14 protein-coding genes and 2 pseudogenes are annotated in these 20,023 nt (G+C 61.2%); 4 read left to right on the forward strand and 12 right to left on the reverse strand.

Annotated features, from left to right (window positions below; translation table 11 throughout):
- Positions 1-18: 18 nt before the first annotated feature.
- Together I4Q55_RS35080 and I4Q55_RS35085 are read right to left on the reverse strand one after the other, a co-directional pair.
- Positions 19-192, reverse strand: a pseudogene (locus tag I4Q55_RS35080) (response regulator transcription factor); the annotation flags it as partial.
- Entirely contained in the window at positions 183-521 is a 339-nt protein-coding gene (locus I4Q55_RS35085; RefSeq protein WP_242547349.1) for a CoA transferase, read from the reverse strand. The gene I4Q55_RS35085 and the pseudogene I4Q55_RS35080, both read right to left, overlap by 10 nt.
- Before the next feature lie 149 nt (positions 522-670).
- Here I4Q55_RS35085 and I4Q55_RS35090 point away from each other — a divergent pair, with 149 nt between their 5' ends.
- Positions 671-1,057 (forward strand): hypothetical protein, encoded by a 387-nt coding sequence (locus tag I4Q55_RS35090; protein ID WP_206794303.1) that lies wholly within the window; start codon positions 671-673, stop codon positions 1,055-1,057.
- A 4-nt stretch (positions 1,058-1,061) separates the two neighbouring features.
- Entirely contained in the window at positions 1,062-3,518 is a 2,457-nt protein-coding gene (locus I4Q55_RS35095) for an NACHT domain-containing protein (protein WP_206794305.1), read from the forward strand.
- A 181-nt stretch (positions 3,519-3,699) separates the two neighbouring features.
- Here I4Q55_RS35095 and I4Q55_RS35100 read toward each other — a convergent pair.
- The 4 genes and pseudogenes from I4Q55_RS35100 to I4Q55_RS50735 all read right to left on the reverse strand — a co-directional run.
- Positions 3,700-3,930, reverse strand: a pseudogene (locus I4Q55_RS35100) (pentapeptide repeat-containing protein); the annotation flags it as partial.
- A 12-nt stretch (positions 3,931-3,942) separates the two neighbouring features.
- Positions 3,943-5,433 carry a pentapeptide repeat-containing protein gene (locus tag I4Q55_RS35105; protein WP_206794309.1) on the reverse strand — a complete coding sequence of 497 codons (1,491 nt, stop codon included), beginning with the start codon at positions 5,431-5,433 and terminating at the stop codon, positions 3,943-3,945.
- 420 nt (positions 5,434-5,853) lie between these two features.
- Positions 5,854-8,799 carry an NACHT domain-containing NTPase gene (locus I4Q55_RS35110; RefSeq protein WP_206794310.1) on the reverse strand — a complete coding sequence of 982 codons (2,946 nt, stop codon included), beginning with the start codon at positions 8,797-8,799 and terminating at the stop codon, positions 5,854-5,856.
- Positions 8,800-9,792: 993 nt separating this feature from the next.
- Complete coding sequence (locus tag I4Q55_RS50735) at positions 9,793-10,914, reverse strand: Shedu anti-phage system protein SduA domain-containing protein (protein ID WP_206794312.1); 1,122 nt, start codon at positions 10,912-10,914, stop codon at positions 9,793-9,795.
- A 325-nt stretch (positions 10,915-11,239) separates the two neighbouring features.
- On the opposite strand from I4Q55_RS50735, the gene I4Q55_RS35120 reads away from it, so the two are divergent.
- Positions 11,240-12,754, forward strand: a complete 1,515-nt coding sequence (locus I4Q55_RS35120) for an RNA-directed DNA polymerase (RefSeq protein ID WP_206794314.1) — start codon at positions 11,240-11,242, stop codon at positions 12,752-12,754.
- Between the two features lie 1,325 nt (positions 12,755-14,079).
- Here the strand turns inward: I4Q55_RS35120 and I4Q55_RS35125 are convergent.
- The 3 genes from I4Q55_RS35125 to I4Q55_RS35135 form a co-directional block, all read right to left on the reverse strand.
- Positions 14,080-14,337, reverse strand: a complete 258-nt coding sequence (locus I4Q55_RS35125) for a hypothetical protein (protein WP_206794316.1) — start codon at positions 14,335-14,337, stop codon at positions 14,080-14,082.
- Positions 14,334-15,161, reverse strand: coding sequence for a Scr1 family TA system antitoxin-like transcriptional regulator (locus tag I4Q55_RS35130; protein WP_206794318.1), 828 nt, complete (start codon positions 15,159-15,161; stop codon positions 14,334-14,336). The genes I4Q55_RS35125 and I4Q55_RS35130 overlap by 4 nt, the downstream gene beginning before the upstream one ends.
- A gap of 83 nt (positions 15,162-15,244) precedes the next feature.
- A complete protein-coding gene (locus I4Q55_RS35135; RefSeq protein ID WP_206794321.1) occupies positions 15,245-15,586 on the reverse strand; it encodes a MarR family transcriptional regulator in 342 nt (113 codons plus the stop codon).
- Between the two features lie 419 nt (positions 15,587-16,005).
- Here I4Q55_RS35135 and I4Q55_RS35140 point away from each other — a divergent pair, with 419 nt between their 5' ends.
- Positions 16,006-17,487, forward strand: coding sequence for a helix-turn-helix transcriptional regulator (locus I4Q55_RS35140; protein ID WP_206794323.1), 1,482 nt, complete (start codon positions 16,006-16,008; stop codon positions 17,485-17,487).
- Here I4Q55_RS35140 and I4Q55_RS35145 read toward each other — a convergent pair.
- The 3 genes from I4Q55_RS35145 to I4Q55_RS35155 all read right to left on the reverse strand — a co-directional run bounded on the left by I4Q55_RS35145 (position 17,476) and on the right by I4Q55_RS35155 (position 19,910).
- On the reverse strand, positions 17,476-17,826 hold the full coding sequence (locus I4Q55_RS35145) for a signal peptidase I (RefSeq protein WP_206794325.1): 351 nt from the start codon (positions 17,824-17,826) through the stop codon (positions 17,476-17,478). The two genes, I4Q55_RS35140 and I4Q55_RS35145, sit on opposite strands and share 12 nt — an antisense overlap.
- Positions 17,823-19,385, reverse strand: coding sequence for a transcriptional regulator (locus tag I4Q55_RS35150; RefSeq protein ID WP_206794571.1), 1,563 nt, complete (start codon positions 19,383-19,385; stop codon positions 17,823-17,825). The genes I4Q55_RS35145 and I4Q55_RS35150 overlap by 4 nt, the downstream gene beginning before the upstream one ends.
- Before the next feature lie 144 nt (positions 19,386-19,529).
- Entirely contained in the window at positions 19,530-19,910 is a 381-nt protein-coding gene (locus I4Q55_RS35155; protein WP_206794327.1) for a helix-turn-helix domain-containing protein, read from the reverse strand.
- Between the last annotated feature and the right edge of the window lie 113 nt (positions 19,911-20,023).

The raw sequence follows: 20,023 nt of genomic DNA on the forward strand, positions 1-20,023 counted from the left end.
GGACGCCGACCAGGAGCCCAGGACGCGGCGGTGGTCCGCGTCGACCACGGGCAGGTCAAGCTTGGCGAAGATGTTGTTGATGTGCTTCGCCACGGCGCTCTCGCTGACCACCAGCGCCTGCGCGATGCCGGCATTGGAGCGCCCCTCGGCCATCAGGCCGAGCACCTCCCGTTCGCGGGGGGTCAGCCGCGCGAACGTCGCCGGCGGCAAGAGAGCATCGACTTGGGCGTGCTCGGTGCAGACCTTGCGCCAGCGGTCCCGGGCCCGCAGCTGGGGTGGTCGACGACCTGGTCGACTTCCTTGAGTTGCGCGGCGGGGACGCCGGCCGCGGCGAGGCGGGCGTCGAGCTCGGCGTTGGACCACCGGGAGGTGCGGGCCGCGACCTCGGCGTCGCACTCGGCGCGGTGGGCGACGCGATCGACGTTGGTGACGAACCGGGCATCGTCGGCCAAGGCGGGGGCGTCGAGGACGTCGGTGACGAGGGTGCGCCAGCCGGTGTCGTTCTGGACGCCGATCAGCATCTGCCCGTCGCGGGTCTGAAAGGCGTCGTACGGTCCACCGGCGTCGTCTGGCCGTACGGCTCGACCGGCAACCGCAACGCCTACGTGGCTTCCGTAAGTGCGCCTTCGGCAAGGAGTAACGATGGCAAGGCCTCCGGCGACCACTAGGCATGGATCCCGTCACCCTGGGTTTGGCCGCAGCGGCTCTGCTCGCGTCCAAATTCGGCGAAGGCTTCGCGAAAGACGCCGGCAGCGCAGCATGGAACGGCGTCAAACGGCTGCGTGAGGCGATCGCCGCGAAGTTCACAGGCAAGCCGGACGACGAAACCGCGCTCCGAAAGGTCCTGGCCGAGCCCCAAGACACCGACCTTCGAAACTGGCTCGCCAAGCGGATCACGGCCGCGGCCGCCGACGATGACGGGTTCCGAGCGTCGCTGGTCGAGCTCATCGGACAGGCCCAACGCGACCCGGGCGCGCAGACCGTGATCGCGCAGGCCACCGACCACGCGAAGCAGGTCAACATCGCCGGCGACAACCACGGCGGAATCACCCTCTGACCCGATGGCCGACTTCCAGCCACGCGCCGGCGGCAATGCCAGGCAGGTCAACATCGCGGGCGACAACTATGCCCCGATCTTCGTCGACGGCCGGCTCCCACTGCCCACGACGACCCATCAGCTGCCTCCCGACATCCCGGATTTCACCGGAAGGGCCGACCTCGTCGCCCAACTCGAGAAGGCCCGGCGGAAGCTGATCATCAACCTGTACGGACCGCCCGGTATCGGAAAATCGGCGTTGGCGGTTCACGTGGCGCATCGGGTGTCGATATACCGCGAGACGGAGCTGTATTTCGACTTCAGCACCGCACCGGATCCAGAACCCCATGCGGCCCTGGCCCAGTTCGTCGCCGCACTGACACCGGACGAGTTCAACCCAGCTCACCCGATCAACGAACTCCGCGCCCGGTACCTGACATCCACACGGAACGGACCGTGTCTGATCTTGCTCGACAACGTCCGCGAAGCTGCCCAAGTACGCCCTTTGATTCCCAGTAACGCATGGTCGGTCGTCATCATCACCAGTCGATCGCCCTTGACCACTCTGGCCGGTGCGCACCTGCAGCGCGTGGAACTGCTCGACGAAGCAGAGTCGATCGCGCTGTTGGACACCGTTGCAGGAAGGTCATCCGGCAGTGAACCGGCGGCCGCCGCTCTGGCTGCCGTATGCGGTCGCCTGCCGCTCGCCATCAGAGTCGCTGGCGCCATCGCCAGGAAGCGGTCCTACCTGAGCTATGAACGCCTGGCCGAATCACTCCAGGACGAACGCACCCGTCTTTCGTCTCTCGCGGAAGCCGACCTCGATGTTCGCAGCGCCTTCGAACTCAGCTACCAAGCTCTGACCAACTCGGCACAGCTGGCGTTCCGGCGAGCTGGCCTCAGCCTCACACCCGAGTTCTCCCTGGCCGATCTCGCGGCCCTGCTGGACGACGATAAAGCCGCGGTCGCGATGGCTGCTTACGAGCTGGCTGACGCCCAACTGGCCGAGACGGCGGACGGCATTTGGTTCCGCTACCACGATCTGATTGCACTCTTCGCCCGCGAGAAGGCCAAGGCCGACGATCCCAGCGATACGACCGACGCGTGGGAACGCCTCGTCGACCACATCCTGAACGAATTCGTGACCGGTTACCGCGCGGCGGTCGGGTCGACCCGCCGATTGGCACAGACACGCTGGTTCGAAGGGTTTGCCTCCGTCGACCCAGCCAACACTCGCGACGTTCACTACGTGCCACAACGCCTGCTCCACGGAGACGTACCCGCGAGCTGGCAGGAACAGCTCCACCCCAAGGCCCGCATGCTGGTGTTCGGCGGTCCCGGTGCCGGGAAAACCACGCTGGCCGAGCGCATCTGCTTCGAACTGGCGACCGAAAACGCCGACCGCTTGGCTCTCTCCGTCCCAATGCGGCACTACCGGGATCAAGACGACATCGTCGACCTGGTCACGTCGTCGATCGGTCAGCGGTTCAACCTCCGCCTTCCGCGGCAGGTCCTCGAGACTCTGTTCAAGAGGTACAGAACGGTTCTGGTTCTGGACAGTCTCGACGAGCTGCCGCGCCCCTCCCGCGCTCGAGCGGTCGCCGCGATCGAGCGCTTCTGCGCGGATTATCCGTCGATCGCCGTGCTGGTTACCAGCAGGCCTGACGAGAAGCTGCAGCGCAACGGGATCGCGGCGTTCACGGCCTTCCAGGTTGCCCCGTTCACCGATGACGAGATCCAAGAATTTTCGCAGGCGTGGCTCGCCGGCGCAGATGCTCGCGGCATGACCGCGTTCGCGCCGGCAGCGTCATCACCCCCGTGGGCCGCGAACCCGCTGCTCCTGAGCTGGGGTCTCACGCACTTCCTGCGCTACGGACGGATGTTCGAGAGCGAACTGGACCTCCACGAGGCAACTTTCGATCTGACGGTCGGCGAACGGGACCGCCGCCGTGGGATTACCCGTGCGAGCTTGCCGCGGCGCGAGCTGGTCAGATCCACGATGTTCCTCGCCGCTTGGATGAAATCCGACGCGGATCGGACCGCGGGAGTCACGCGGAGCCGGCTCCTCGCCGCTCTGGAAGAACAAATCGAAAGCTACTTTCATCCTCAACTTCTGGACGAGCTGAACAGCACCGTTAACGCGATCTACGAGTCCGGCGTGGCTTCTGACGGAGAGCCTCTGTACGCCGTCGTCCAGGATACTTTCGGCGAGTACTTGGCCGCCCGTTGGGTTGTCGAGGACGCCCGGGACGACGAGGACCTCGCCCGACGGGTAGCCGGCATGATGGCCGTCGGCCGGTTCGACGCGGGCTGGCACTACGTGCTCGAGCTCACCGAGCGGCGAGGACGCCCGCGTACAGACCTTCTGCTTCAACTGCGGCAAGCGGCTGACGTCATCCCCGACCCGGTCGACAAGGCCCGAGTCATCGAAATGATGTCCGGTGTACGGGGAGGTATCGGTGGTAGTGCTACGAACTCGTGAAGCCCAAATCGCACCGTCTTCGAGCAGAGGCTCGAGCAGCTCAGGCTGCCGACCGCGCGACCGAGCGCGGTGCCATTTGACGGTTTCGGTGCCGTACAGCTGATCCGGCGGGCACAACGTGTGCGCCAACGGCCTCAAAGCGGCGTAATGGTCGGACGACCGCAACGACGACGGTCAGCCGCTACGGATGGGAACCGTCACCTGCTGAGCGGGCGTTGTCCTGCAGGTCAGGGTTCTTCCATCTGCGCCACGGGTCGAACGTGAGGTCGCCACTCAGCTTCGTGCCCTCGAAACGGGCCTCGCCGTCGAACGTCGCGGCGTCGAACTGGGCGCCGTCGTTGAACGCCGCACCATCGAATCGGGCGTCACCCGCGAACGTCACGTTGCCGAACTCCGCTCGGCCCGTGAAGCTCGTCCGATCGAACTACACGTCCCCAGCGAACGTCGCGCGACCGAACCCGGCGCCGCGACCGAACGCCGCGCCGCCGAACCGGGCGTCGCCCACGAACGTCGCGCGACCGAACCCCGCGTAGGCCGTGAAAGTCGTCCGGTCGAACCCCGCGCCACCGGCGAACGCCGCACCGCCAAACCTGGCGCGATGCGCGAAAGTCACGTCGTCGAATGCGGATCCGCCACTGAACGTCGCGTGTCTGAAACAAGCGTCGCCGGCGAAGGTCGCCCTGGTGAACGCGGCATCTCCCCCGAAGATGCTGTCGCGGAACCTGGCCTCACTATGAAACAGAGCCGCACGGAACCCGGCCCGAAGAGTGAAGGTAACGTCGGCGAATCCGGCGTTACCGTCGAACGTCGTGCCCTTGAACTGTGCGCCGCCCGCGAAGACGGCACCACCGAACTGCGCGTTTTCGGCGAAGGCCGCATCACCAAACTGAGCACTTCCAGCGAACGTCGCCGAACCGAATGAGGCAGCACGCAAGAATTTCGCAACACCGAACCGGGCCTCTCCGGTGAAGCTCGCGCCACCGAACTGGGCTGTGCCCGCGAAAGTTGCCACGCCGAACCGAGCGTTTCCGGTGAACGTCGCGCCGCCGAACCGTGCGTCTCCGGCGAAGGTCGCGCCGCCGAACGCGGCATCCCCGATGAACGTCGCTCCACCGAAGCGGACATTGCGCACCCGGCAGTTGCCCAGGTTGAAGTCGACCAGGTTCGCGTTTGTGAGGTCGAGATCGATCTGGCCCCAGAACGCGTCGCGGCCCGGTAGTAGATGGTCGGCGAGGATACGTTGAGCAGCGAGCCTGACTTCGGCGGTCCGAGCGGTGTCAGGTGGTTCGTGGGGCATGCGCAGGTATGCGCAAATAACGTTGACGATGCTCTGCCGCTGGCGGGTGTTGTTCTGTGCGAGGCGTTCCAGGGCATAGAGACCGGCCAGACGCACGGAAGCCTCGGCGGAGCCGAGTTGGTCGGCGGCCTTAGTGTAGAGCTCGGTGAGGTTCTTCTCGACCGCGTCGTTCTCACTGTGCCACTGCCGTCGCACCGCCAGCAGCAGAGCGAAGATCCCGGTGGTGCCCGCACCAATCCCGAGCCCGGTCTTGATCGCCTCGACTCTGGCGGCACCGGCGTCCTTCGCCAAGGCCGCCTCTCCGAGAAGCCAGCTGATCGCGGCCCAGGCCACGACGACCACCACGACGGCCGCGCCGACGACAAACCACCAGCTCATCCCCGCGTGCCGCTTGTCCTGCTTCCGGTCACCACGCAGCATCCAGCCGCCGACGGCCGAAGCGCCCGCGCCAACGGTGATCAGAGCGAGCGACGTCGCATGTGGCCGCGCCCACCGACCCAGCGCCGACCAGTCCACCCATCCAGACAGCACAATCGCACCGGCGAGCAAGGCCACCCCACCGAGCGCGAGCACACCGACGGCGGACCGTTGGGCCGGCTTGATCTCCCACCTCGTCATGTACGATCAATCGCCCGCTGCAGGACCGCTGTAACAACCCGGCCAGCTCCAAACGGTCTCGTTGTCACACCAAAATTAAGACGCGGCCTGGAGTCGGATCGCCAACCTGACTCCCTGCAATCCGTGGGGTAATACTGTGTCCGAGGACGATCTTGCTCACTACCTACACGAATACGGTTGCCTGGATAAGTACGCGACCGGCGATCATCGCTCCAGTTGGCCCCCCCAACCGAAGCGCAACCCCGAGATGCGATCAGAAGTGTGCGCGCTCAGCTACTCTAAGCAAACTTACCACTTATGGACCGATTCAGAAAACCACGAGCCTGAAAATTGAAGGAAATCGACTAATTCACCCCTTAGGCGCCGCGAATAGTGGAGGCCTTGCTGAATGCTGCGAGTTTTCAACTGCCGAGATTGGGATTAGCTTGCAGATCCCACAGCAGGATGCTTCCAAATATTCCATAACCCCTTCAGCCAACTATCAACATCGACAATCCTCTTAATTTCACGATCCTTCGCATATCGGAAGAATCGGAGCATTTCTCCGATATCAAGTATTTCTTCCCGGGAGGCGTTAGCGTCGATCTCCCAAAGCTCGTGGACAGCCATAGCCAAAAGACTCCAGCCAGCGAATGTTGGATCATCATGCGCAACAGCAATGCCGCATGCCTTCTCGATGGCTTGACGAGAGATTTGGTGAGCTTCGCCGCCAATTGGCAGATCGTTGTCGACAAAATTTGCCGATGGAATCTGACGCAGCAGCTTGATCGCAGCCGAAGCAGGAAGGCTTGCTCGAAATGGAGCCGACATGCAGTCAACGATCCACTCAACCGTTGAGCGTGGCCCAAAACTCATGATTGGACTGTGGCAGCCTTCGAAAAGTTCGACAAACGACCTTGAGTGCCTTGCATCAAGAGCTCCCCCGGCATGCAAGCGAATACTCTTAATTAAAACTGACCTAGGGGACATAGGTAGGTTGATATAGTGATCACTTACCATCTTTGTCCGGGCACCACTAAGACGATCGAAATCTACGTGATGAATAAGAGGCTGGCCAGCCATGTAGCCGAAGTGCGTCGCGATCCAAGCTCTAGCCTGCGCAGCGCGACCAGGCACTTTGGCCAGACTATCTATCGCAGCGGAAAGCGTCTCGATCAGCTTTTCGTATGCCGCATCCACATACTGATAGTCAGAATTAAGCAACGCAGATAGGCCGTTACTTCTCCCTAATGCGAAATGGTCAATACTTATATCCATCAAGCGGCGCAGCACATCAGAGGCCATGGGCATAGTCTCCGAGGCACGTAGCAAAAACTCAACTAAGGAGACGTCCTCGTCATTCAACGATGGAACGGGGCGGAAAGTAGATCCCTGTCGAGCCTGGACGATCGACTCTGCACGCACAAGGATCTGTTCCATTATTCGCGCGGCACCAGCCTTTTTGCTTCGCAAGCGTAGCGAGATACAAACTTGAGCGAGTATCTCCCAGCGACCAGCTGATATTTGAGGCGCAATAAGTTGGACAATCTCCTCCGGCGTATCCATCGTCCGGTCCACATAAAGCGCAGCGAAATACTCCATAAAGCTGGCGTGCGTAAAACTAAAGGTTTCTTCTTGCCTTGGCCCGTCGTCGACGTTAGCGAAGATCCAAGCTCTACCACGGCACAGTTCAAGCAACTGTCGCGTGACAGCTAGAGCACCTCTTCGGTCTGGAACACCTTCAGCCAGCAACGGATCAACGACGAGTTCAAAGACCTCTTTCTCGGTCACGCCGTCTTGGTAGTGCCGATCGGTCAATACCGCGTATGCAACATAGCTGAGCGCGACTTCCACAAGATCCAGATTGTTCGGTCGTCCACCGAATCGACGCTTGCCATCCCAGCGATAGAGGAACAAGTCGACACATTGCCGGAAGATCTCCGCTCGCCTGTGGGGAATACTCCCATGTTCCTGATACAAAATGCATATAAAGGCGAGCATCAGCGGGTTCGTACGGAGATCTGCGATAGGCCTGCTTAGCTCCAGGAACTTTCGCACAACGCCGGCTATTGGCATATCGTCTGACTCGTGGGTCAGACTAAACCAGCGTTGCGCGTATTCGCCTACCTGATCTTGACTAAAGCTGCTAATGACAAACTCGTCGAAAAGTTCCGGATTTAATCGCGCCACCGAATAGCCTACACGCCTAGACGTAACGACGATCCGCACGAAAGGATATAAAGCGGCTATCGCATCAATAGTTTGCGCGGCCGCCTCCCTGGCCGCCGAATCGATCAGTTCGTCAAGGCCATCGAATACCAGGAAGGCTTTTCCTTCCGTCAAAATTCTACGCACTGCACCAGTGGGCGCGCCAGCTTGATAGCGGTTGCGGAGAATTTCTTCGATGACTGACTCGACAGAGAATCCGTCAAGTCCTACTTGAATATTTCTCAAACGAACTATGAACGGTACCATGCCAAAGCCAAATGACTGTCGAGCCAACAAGGTCGAAGTTGTCGATTTTCCCGCACCAGGGTCACCCAGGACGACTGCCTTGTTGATGAATTTGAAGAATCCTTCAAATTCAACTCGGCTTCCCGATGTCAAGTTATGCGCACTAGGACTCCACGGTTGAAACTCGCCTCGCACGAAAAGTTGTTCGTGTGGCACGAGTCGTCGCTCAACCTGCGGAAGCTGGATAGTCGAGTGACGAGATTCAAAGACTTTACGGTAGGCACGCTTCCAGTTAGCGAAGTCCACAATCCCCGGTTCGACGCTTCTTGAAATTACTTCCAAATATTGGTCGATCCCTTCGAGTTGGCTTCGGATCAATGTCCTAAAGGCCCAGTCAAGCGCGCGTTCTGGCGTACGCAAAGAGCGAACCAATGCTTCCGCCCATGCTTTACCACGCTCGGCTAAGAGTTCAAATAGGTCGGAGGTATACGCCTCTAACTGATCGAAACGAACCTCCTGAAACTTCATCGATTGATGTTGATCAGTCTTATATCGGGCAGCTACTTGACTTCGAATCAGAAATGCAAGCGACTTCTTTATCTTTGCACCAGTTTCTGGCGCAATGGCTACATCTTCCTCGCCACCCGTCTTCCGCCGACTGTTAGCCTCAAGCTGTAGAGCGATAATTCTCTTGAAAATTTCAATACCATTTGGCGAATCCAGTACGGCTTTTATGTCACGCTGCGTGATCCCAGCCGGTATCTGCGCTAGAATACTGAGCGTCGTCGGATTCAAACTAAGGCGACCAAGAGCCATGTAAATATCCGTGCGCCCATACCCTCTTCGTGCCAATGCATGTCTCACTCCGTGCAAGACAGGCTTTGCTGCTTGGCCCAGGAGCCGGCCGACGAGTGCTTCTTCGAAGCCAGGCATACGAGCACCTCATCTATCCGGCGAGCCGCCAGCCCGCGAAGTCTGCAGTATGGGGGCAATGCATCCCACACCCGGTCGCGGCACCACACCGACTGCCGTCATCCTCCACCCACGCACTCGCTGCGAGGTACAAGGGCGACGCGCGTTGAAGAGAGCCATGCATACATGATCGGAGTTATCCACGCAGCTGTTACGCCTCGTCAGCCCGCAGCGAGGCCGGAGGAAGTTAGACTGATCCTTTCATTCTGGCCCGGATGTGTTGGTGGGCAGGCCTGTCGCTGATCAGAGATAGATGATCATCGGTATGTCTCGGTACTCGCAAGGCGAAGCCACTCGTATCACGACCTTCGCCCAAGATCGTTCCGCAAGACCAGAACCTTCACATGCTGTTCAATCGTGGCTGCCGCTACCGCTGTCACACCAGACCTTCACCGTCGCGTCCGGCCTAATCCGCACTCGTCGCAAGCACCTCGGTTCGGTTCGGCACGTTAGCCTCGCGGCAAGACCGACCAGGACGACCATAGTCGTGACCGCGGTCAGCCGACGCAACAGCTTGCTCCGGGTGGGTTCGATGGCCACAGTCTATCCGACGGGGTCAGCCGGCTCGCGCAATTCGCCGAGTCCATCGGCGACGTCGGGGCCTCGCTCGCGGCTACCGGAGGTCAGGTCACCTGTCGATCCTGCGTGGTACCCCGCAGGAGAAGCCAAGGTCTGCAGCCCACCATGCAGACTTACCACGGCAGACGAGACTGTCAGCAACCAGCTGCTGTTACTCTGCCCCGGCTGCGATGCGCGACCCTATGGGTTAATTGAGCATCCGAGACGATCTTACCCACCATCTACAACGTTGTGGCTCAACTGATCGGCCAAGTTTTAGCTGGTCAAAGCCACATCCGTGCGACCCTGTGCCAACCAAACGAGTCACCGATCTCCTCACCGCGTCGACACTGCACTGGCCGCGTTGCCCCATGCACCGCTATTCGACCACCCCAACTAAGTTGATTGCGCGGAGGCAGTAGAAGCAGACGCCGAGCGCGCCTGTTGCGCGTCGCGTTCGAAGGCGAGCGAGCGTTCAGCGTTTTCGACGAGCTGGTCATACGTGATGACCTCTACTCGGTTGATACCAGCGTTGTACTGACGCAGTGTCCGTGCAACAACGTTAGCCGGAGCTTCTGACGGGCTGTCGTGACCACTGTGACCGATGACGACGGTCGCGAACACCCGACTCATGTCGTACTCTTGGCCAAGTTCATTTCGAAGAACACCCGAAACAGTGATTCCCTGCTCGTCAAGCGCCCGGAGATAGTTCATAGCCTGAGCTGTAGCTTCATGCACATCAGGGCCCGCGATCCAATGATTGCGATGATGCACAACCAGTCTACTAATACTGGGACGTTTGAGTTCGACGATATGCAGAGTTCCGTCCGCACGGAGCAACGGGATATCCGTCTGGTCAAGCATTGTAAGGGCTCTCCGCTGGGCAACGCCCACATAATTACCCCCAAAGATCCAGTAGGCGTCGCCTATTAATTTCTGGATTGCCAACTCTGTACAATTTGCGTCGTCAGTAAGCCTGCGAAGGCTTGCTACCATCTTGCGACGACGCTCAAGTACTGCTGCACCCGCCGCAGAAATCCCTGCATCGCTATCCGCGAGAAGTTTGACAATCTCGCCAATATATGCATGTCGCGCGAGCGCTTCGGCGATTGCATTCGGAGAAACCTTGCCTTTCGCAAGCAGATCGAGCAGTGCCGCCCCAGGTGAATCAGCATCAACAAGTTGATATCGACCAGTACGCGATGTGTCGTTGCATAGGAAAGCTAGCAAACGGTCAATCTCGTCGTTCTCACAGTGCCAGGAGTTCTTTGTATTAGCGCCGGCCTCCTGGGTTGCGTCTCCGCTAACGCGGACGTCGAAACTAGTAAACCTCAGCTCCCGCTTACGAATCTCTCCCGAATCACGGCTACCATAGTGGGTCAACTCGACCGTCTTCTTGACATCGCGGCCATCTTTGAGTATGGCTCCACGATGCTGCAGCCGTGCTCCACGTCTGCCATTGACCCAAATCCTTAACTCGCCTTCAGGGCTCCCCTGGGCATCACCGGGCTCACTCACATGTCCTCCCTCGACGAGGTTGTACTATTGATCGCTTACTGCCCAGCTGGAGTTACAACTCCACACCGACGCGCAACCCGCGACGCTCCGAACGTCGCAAACTCACCCAACATCGATGGCCTCGGGCGGCAACTCATCGAGCTTCGACGCCAGAAAGTCACCTAACAACCTGCATGCGGGGACATAAGTAACATCTACAAGTTCACCCGTTCGGCCTAGACTGAGAAGTAACCGATCAACTCATTGGACCGATCTTCGCAAGAGCGCTCAACTACAACGAGCCGGACGACGCCAGTCACAAACACCGAGCAGGAGACCAACCTTGTTGCCGATTTCAGACACAATCCTCGGTAAGCTCGACCTGAAAACCGCAACGCAACAAGAGTCGGTAGCGACGAGAAACCTCTTGCCGCCGGAGCCATGGCAGCCGATCGGCGTACAGAAGGCAGACGATATTGCTCGATGGGTGGAGTCGAGGCTGCGAGCTGGAATGAGAAACAGCCCAGCAATGATCGTAAATGCAAAGAAGCCAAGCCAGGGAATCAGACCAGTACCTGTGGTTGGAATAGGTGAGCGAGTTGCGATTCGCGCGTTGACAAACTTGGCGTTAGCAGAAATATCTCCCCCAGCCAGGTCAATGGAAGACTATAAGCGCTTCGTCCTTGGCCCTATCGATGACACCTTCACAGGGAATGCAGCAACACCCGCAGGAATTCGTCGTGCTCGATGGAAGTACGTAGTCGAGACCGACATCACTGCATTCTATCAGTATGTTGACCATGAGATCCTTCGCCAAGAAATAGAGCTCCAGACCGGCATGGTTCACGAGGCAAGGGCGTTGATTGAGGCGCTTGGCGAAATTCAGAACGCCGCCTTCGGATTACCTCAGCTTATTGATTCTTCAGATCGTTTATCAGAGATCTATATAGCAATCATGGAGCGAGACCTCGTACGCCAAGGCCTGCAAGTCTGGCGCTACAACGACGACTTCAGAATTGGTGCCGCTAGTTACGCCGCGGCTCAAAACTCACTGGAGCGAGTCGCCGCAAGTGCTCGCACTCTAGGTCTAACTATTGGCGAGAACAAAACTTTTATCTACCGTACAATGACATATTTTATGCGCTATGCCACCACCACTGCCGACGATGAAGACGCTCACATCGACCCCGCAGAATTCGATCCCAATGCAGACTATGAAGACCTCAATGACGAGGAGAGGCTCGAGAAAGCTCGCGACGAACTTTCACGACTGGACCTAGAAGCAGGACAGCCAGGAAGGATGAATCTCGCGAAGCTTACAGTCGACGATTTGCGAACCCTTCGCAAATCGCTCGGCACGCTGGCTAAATATGGTGACGAGTCCGCATTAGGCCGAGTGACAGGACTTTTCCTTTATGGACCGTCCCTAACACCGAGGCTTATCGAATATCTGATTGCCGTTTCCGACGCGAACGTCGACGAGGTCATGGACATTTGGAAAGGTTTGACCGATGACCACGGGAGAACCCTGAGCGACTGGCAAAAAATCTGGTTGACGTACCTGTTGCGAGAAATTCAGATTCCCGCAAACGATATCAGCCTATGCAATGCTTGGCTGTCAGCACAGCTTAAAATGGCAGAAAACGACCTATTTCACGCCGAGCTGTCGCTTGCGCTGGCAGAGCAAGGCGCAATTGAGTTCTCCGACCTAGATATTGCGTTGCGCGTCAGGGCCGAAGCCGTTGCGCCCTGGTACCTGCTCGCAATGAGAGAGTTGATATCGAGCGGCAATGCAGAGCAGAACCGAATCCAAGCCGTAAAAAGCACTTCACCGTTCTACAAGTTAATCCTGGAGAGCTAATCAAATGCAGATATCTCCCAGGTTTCAGGTTACCGAAGACGCACTCCGACTTCTTGGCAAGGTCTACGCAGAAAGCGTATCTCGGGCCGCAACTAACACACCTCGCATCCGACCGCCGGGCGACTATATCGCTGGACGCCAGACTGAAGAACACTCCTCATTCTTGAGGTACGTTAGCATCACCGAGTCTTACATCGACGCGCTGTCAATGCACCGGTTCAATACTATAGTTGACACCTCCTCCGAGGTCCTCGCACGCCTAGTTGCAGAAATTGAAGTATCTTCGACCAGCTCATGGTCATCCAGGAGGTCGACCTTCAAGACGCACCATGGAATAGACTTGAACAAATGTACAGGATGGAAAGAATTTGAGGCAGCCATCCAGGTCCGCAACTGCTTGGCACACGGTCTCGGCAGACTGACAGCGAGGCAGCGCGGGAACGCAAACATAGGTCCTATGCTGTCTCGAATCGATGTGATGATTGGCGCGAATTACCTATATCTTGGCGCGAGTACCTTGTCAAAGGTGTTTTCAGCTTGCAGGGCTTTTATTCTCAGCGTCGACTCGTCAGTTGGCATTCCGTAGCGAAGGCTCAAGTCTTCGGTACGCGCGATTCGGCGTCCGTCGTGCGCTCTCTGTCGGAAGACTGCCTCGTGACAGAATTTTTGCCCGTCGCCGGTTCCGCAGAAGTCGGTGACGGACGCCTGACCTCCACAAAAAGGGTGGTTGCGACGTCGAGCACATGACGGACGTTGACAAGGTCGGTTACAGCGGCCAGTTCGGCGATCGCAGAGTGAGGATCATCGCAGGCGTCACGACGCGGCGCGCGTTGGCGATGGCCTGTCCAGGCGCTGGTCGAGCAAGGACAACAGGTCGGTAGCGGAAGGATGGGCAGCAGCCGCCCTCGCGGCGGGCGCGCCGACCGCGATATGTCGCCGGGCCCCCACCGCTGGGCCGAGGATGCCTCTTGCCGAAGCCACCGCGGACCGGTTCGGCCACGCCGACCTCTTCAGCCTTTCGAGACTAGTTTCGTGACGATGACACGGGGAGTTGAGCTATTGGCCACGAACAGTGTCACGTATCTGGCCGTCCCATCCGTCCTGCGGGCGGTCTCGCTGTCACACTAGCGTGACAGCTATAAAGGTGTGTCGACCTGCGGAGATGTTACTCGTTACCGCTGTGACGCGTTCGCCTTGAACCCGTCACAGCGGTTGCATATGGGCTCTGCGGCGCTGGATTTGAGTCCGAGACAGAGTACCTGTCACGTCGGGCGGCGAAAATTTCGCTGGCGTCGACCATCTCGCCGCGGTACGCGGTCAGTGGCTCAAGGACGACCGATCCGACCCTGCCGAGGTGGGATTCCCTGCTCACGTCGATAGATGGTGTCGCAGCGTTCGCACTGCCGAGGGATCTGGTGTCGCCGACGCTCGTCGGACAGCTCGAACAACGCGGCGCCGGAGGCGCCACAGATCATCGTGATGATCTGTCCAGGCGCCGGGATCTCCGTCAGACGGGTCCGATGCCACTCGCCGTCGATTACCGGCTGGATGATGAGCGGGTCGATGTAGATTGCCGCGGTCACCGCGTCGCTCGAATCAGCGCAGATGCGCTCAAGGCCGACGTGCTCGCCGGCTCATCGAACGCGCGGCGCAGGAGGCCCCTTGCCGTGTCGCGGTAGCAGCTCAGGATCTTGCGGTCGGTCAGGTAGGTGTTGCAGTGGTGGTGCCTGAGCACCACGGCGATCGGATCGGATCGATCCTCGAAGAGCGTAAAGGCGCCGATCGACTTCAGGGCAGTCTCCGTTGACGGCACGAACCGGACAGTCACGTGCTTGAGCTGCACCACGGCGCGGAGGTGCTCGATTTGCTCGCTGTGCAGGTCGTCCATGCTGCGGAGTGCCTGGTCAGCGATCACGAACGTGTAACGACGGTTTCCGTCGCTCAGTGCTTGCTGGCGGACTTGGCGGCTCAGCAGGTCCATGTCCCTGCGGTCGTCCTGGAACACGGCCTTGTCGAGCGCTCGTTCGGCATACGCCCGGGTCTGGAGAAGCTCGGGGATGCACGAGGGTGCCCACTCCACGACGCGGCTGGAGAGCTGTTCGTATGTCCACAGCAGGTGCCCTAGCTGCGGATCAGACTGGTCGATCAGGTTCGCTTCGCCAGCGCGCGGGGCGAGCGCCATCACCCGGTCGTACTCGGCACAATCGACCCGGAGATACCCGAGGATCCATGCCACGGCGGTCTCCGGCGCGACTCTAACGCCCAGCTCCCACGCCGAGAGCACGGCGGGGTGAACACCGATCTTCTCTGCCAGCCTGCGCAGGCCTATTCCGCGGCGCTTGCGGGCATCGCGCAGGCTGCTGCTGACGGCAACAGTCGCGGGCGGACGGATGATCGGCTTGGGCATCTTCGAGTCCTTGCTGAGGGCTGTTGGCGGCAGGCGCGCGCATGGGAGCTGCGGATTGAGGACGGGCGTTGGGTGGCCTGCTGTCAGGGCGGGCTCTCGGCAGGGAGCGCAGCTCGGACCTCCGCCACCAGAGCGCCGGCTGTTGCCGCGACCGTCTTTAGCGCGTCGATGTGCTCCAGCAGGCGGTCCAGGCCCAGCGGGGTCAGGCGGAGTTCGCGGGATTCGGCACGGCAACGGAGGTAGCCAGCCGCGCGCAGGAACTCGATGTGCAGTTCCAGGTCGGGCGTGGGAAGCCCCAAAGCCTGCTGAACTGCGAGTTGCGAACGCCAACTGGTGTCGGCCAGCAGGCAGGCGATGTACAGGCGGACCGGCTGGAGCAACAGCGCGTCAAGGTCCGTACGCGAAGGGGGCGAGATCGGCGTCATCGTCGCCTCACCGCGACGCGCGCGGAGGCGTTCACGAGTTCACGACACGTCGGACATGAACGGTCGGCCGGTGCCAGGCAGGAGTGAATCAGCACTTCGTGGCCACAGAGGGAGTGGTACCGGCCTTGCTGAAGGCGGATGCCGCGCAGGAACTCCTCATCCGTGACCGCGTGCGTCAGGCCGTCCAGGACGCACCGGTACCAGCTGATGTAGAGCGCTGGATGCAACGACCTGCAGCTAGTGCCTGTCATGTCCCCTCCCTTCGACCTCCTGGTCTGATGAAATCAGTCAAACGGGAGTCAGATCCGACGACCAGAGCACCAGTGCGGCGGTTGTGTGGCGCCTACGCCGCACTAGCGTGTCTGAGCTGCAGTTACTGCTGCTACATTGATCTGGTCAAGCAGGGTTGGAGGCCGTTCATGCCCGTAGGGCGACGTCGCGATGGGCTGATCTCAGCTCGTAAGGTTGCCGGCTTCACTCAAGAGCGTCTGGCGGACGTGCTGCACGTCGACCGGTCGACCGTTGCGCGCTGGGAGGCGGGCGACTTCGTGCCACTCCCCTACCTTTGGCCGAAGCTCGCGAACGTGCTCGGTCGTTCACGAGACGAGTTGCAGGCCCTGATCGGTCCGAGCGCCGTCACGCGTGAGATCGACCCCGACGACTCGTTCGAGCCGGTGTTCACGTGGCTCGATCGGCACGCCGGGTGGCCGCTGGGGCGAGCCCGTGAACAGGTCTACGCGAGTGCAGCCATCTCGACTCGGGACCGGCCGAATCCGCCGCGAAGCGTCATCGCAGATGCCCTGGGTGACTACTACGCACCGCCGACCAGCGACCACCGGCCGTACACCGCACGCTGTGGTCGAACGGAGGTGATCACCAGCGTCCTGACGCGGCCGGCGTGGCTGGATCTCGCCTGCTCGCTGACGGCCACAGGCGAGCAGGCCGCCCTCGAGAGTAGCGGTGCGCGACCGTCCGTGGCGGTTGACGAGCGGGCTGCGGTGCAGCGTCTCGCGGATGCAGCCGCGTCCGGCATCCGGATCGCCGACGTTCCCCTGTACCGGCTGATCGAGGTCGACCCGCGGCGCGGGGCAGTGCGGACGAAAGTCGGGATCGCGTCGTTCGCCGAGTACGCGCTTAGCGTTGACCTGCTGGAACGCGAGTTGATCGAGCACTTGGCGGGCGGTCGCACCGCGCGTCCAGGGCACATGCCGCTCCGCGACCGCCAGCTGCCTGACGTGGCCGCTGTGCTCGACCTGCCTGGGCGCCTCTGCGCGGGTGGCGTGCTGGCGTTGACCGCGATCGCACGGCCGGCGGACCCGTTCAGCGGTGATGCCGACTTCGTGCTGCTGGTTCAGAAGCGGTCCGCGCAGGTCGTGAACACGGTCAACCGTCTGTCGGTGATCCCGAAGAGCTTCCATGGACCGCTCGCGGACCGGCGAGCGGACGCCCGGATCGGCGTTACCCTGCGCCGTGAGCTTGAGGAGGAGCTGTTCGGCAGGACGGACGTCGACCGGTCTGCCGGAGACCTCAGAGTCGCCGATCCCATGCACCCGACCAGGCTGTCCGCTCCAATGCGGTGGCTGACCGAGAGGCCTGGGCGGCTGCGGATGGAGTGCACCGGGTTCGGGCTCAACCTGGTCAGCGGGAACTATGAGTTCGCCAGCCTCGTCGTGATCGAGGATGAGGAGTTCTGGCCGCGGTTCGGCGGCGACGTTGAGGCGAACTGGGAGGCCGCCGGCCTACAGCAGTATTCGACGCTCGACGGTGACTTGGTCACCGAACTGATCGGTGACGAAAACTGGAGCAACGAAGGACTGTTCGCGTTTCTCCAAGGTTTACGTCGACTCGCCGAGATCGGCGGTGATCGGGTAAATATTCCCGCCGTCGAATTACGTTGCTGAGGGCCAGCGAACTGTCAGCACGACCGAATCCGCCAACGCTTCCCAAGAATGGTCGATTCCCGGGCCCCACATCACGTAGTCACCCTGACGCGTCATAATCTTGCCGCCGCCGGTGACCTCTACGCGGAACTCGCCGGAGACCAGCATCACCAGCGTGGTTCGCTGGTCATCGGACGTCCACTCGGGCCGCTTGTCGCCCGCAGGGTGGTTGGCCCACTTGACTTCGACGTCTTTGGAGGCTCGTACGCCCTGCGACGGGTCGATGAAGTGGCCGACCAACCAGCCGCGCGTGTCGGCCGCGTCCTCGTTGGCGTTGCCGGCGGTCCAACCGTCGCTCACTGGCCTATCTCCCATTCGATTGCGGGCAGTTTAACGCGCTCTCCACCGATTTCCGCAAGGCGCCGAAGCCCTTGCGTCATGGCGAACAGTCCCTCGTTGCTCCACGTTACATCACTCAACAACTCGGTGACGAGTTCCGCGTCGGTAGTCGAATACTGACGAAGAGTCGCGGATTCCCAGTTTGCTTCGACCACTCCGCCGTAGCGTGTCCAGAATTCTTCGTCGTCGATGACGATCAGGCTCGCGAACTCGTAGTTGCCGCTCACGAGGTTCAGGCCGAACCCGGTGCACTCCATCCGTAGGCGGCCGGGCTCGGCGAGGAGCCAGCGCATCGGCTCCGTGAGCCTGGTCGGGTGCATCGGGTCCGCAGTCAGCGTGTCGGCGACGGTGTTGTCAGCGTCCGGTCGGCCGAACAGCTCTTCTTCCATCTCTCGGCGCAGGGTGGCGCCGATCTGGGTTTCTCGCCGGACGTCGGTGAGCGGCTGGTGGAAGCCCTTCGGGATGACGGCGAGTCGGCGCGTGGCGTTGAGTACGTGGCCGGAGCGTTCCTGGACCAAGAGCACGTAGTCCGCTTCGCCGCGGTACGGGTCGGCCGGCCGAGCGATGGCCGTCAAGGCGAGGGCTCCGCCTGCGCAGAGTCGGCCGCCGACGTTCAGGACGGCGCCGATGTCTGGAAGGTAGCGATCACGCAGGGGCAGCGACGTCGCGTCGCCGGCCGCGAGCGCGTCGAGCAGCTCGCCTTCGAGCAGGTCCATCGTCAGGGCGTAGTGGACGAAGTGGTCCACCCCAAACGTGCCGCCGAGGTGGCGTTCATGGATGTCCGTGCTCAGCAGTCGGTACAGCGGCGCGTTCATAAGCCGCGTGTTCATGGCCACCGTCTCGGCCAGCCGGTTGACCGCTGCATTCGTCGCGTGCTCGTCCAGCACTTCCCGCGGGTCTGGCCGGGCGCTCGCGATCGTGAGCCCGTCGTGCGGTGGGCGTAGTTCGCACGCCAGGTCGAGCCAATCAGCGCAGGTCAGGATGCTGGTGTTCACGGCCTGGTCACCGCAGCTTCCGGCGTACAAGCCGTGTTCACCATGGTGCCGGCCGTAGTACTCGGCGAGCGCGTCGGTCACGGCGCGCTGGTCGACCCACGCGCGGCGCGTGGCCCGAGCGTAGGCCTCCTGCGCATCGACGCGCGCGGCCTGCTCGGCAACGGCGCGGCGCGCGGCGCCAGGGCTCCGGTAGGCGTGCTGGTCGAGCCATTCGAGAGCCGCGCCGATGTGGGGGTCCGCGGCAAGCCGTCGATCGGCTTCCTTCGTGTCCGGCCTGGTGTGAGCGGCCGGCCCGTCGCCGGTCAGCTCGGCGAAGCGGGCTCGCTCGGCGTCCGACGCTCGCTCATACGCGGTGTCGAGGACCTGTTGCATCTCTGACTGCGGGCGAAGGTCCGGCTTCTGGTGCCAGGAGGCGACCGTACGTGCGCCGATTCCGAGTTTCTCGGCGAATTTCTCATTGCTCAGCCGCAAGGCGGATTGCAGCGCCGACGCTGACCGTCCGGTCCAGCCACCTACCCCGCTCATTGCCACCCCAAAGCGCTCTTGTGCAGCGGATATGCAGTGGTTGCGCACTGCTTCTGCACTGGTTGTGCATGGGATCGGACGTCGTTTCGGCCTTGAATTCTAGGTATGGAAATCACCTGGTTCACCAGCCCGAATCGCCCTCCGCTAAGGCTTCGGCTTCACGTGCTCGACCACGGTCGCGAGGCTCGTTTGGACGTCCTCCAGCCGGTCGGTGATCTCGGCCAGGCGCTGTTCGAGCGCGTCCAGCCGGGACCACAGCTCGTGACCGTCGTCGGCCGGCTCGTCCGGGTGCGGCGGGGTGCGGTTTTGCAGCACCGCCAACAGATGCTGTGGGTGCCAGCCCAGCGTCGTCGAGAGCGCTTCGAGCGTGCGCGCGCTCCGGCGGCGCTCGACCGTGTGGTGCTGGAGCTCGCGCACGATCGCCTGCGACACGTGCGACCGCTCGGCCAGCTCGCGTTGTCGCCAGCCGAGTTCGTTCACGCGCATGTTGATGGCCTTGGCGACTGCCGCCCAGTCCTCCGTCACGTATTCCTCCGCGCTCCGCCTCAGCGCCGAGATTAGCGGTTCTTCGCGCTTCCACCACGTCGCCTAGCACTTCGTTGGCGGCGCGTCGGACAAACGCGCCCATCGAAGAGCTG

Source organism: Amycolatopsis sp. MtRt-6, assembly GCF_017308975.1.
Taxonomy (GTDB): Bacteria; Actinomycetota; Actinomycetes; order Mycobacteriales; family Pseudonocardiaceae; genus Amycolatopsis.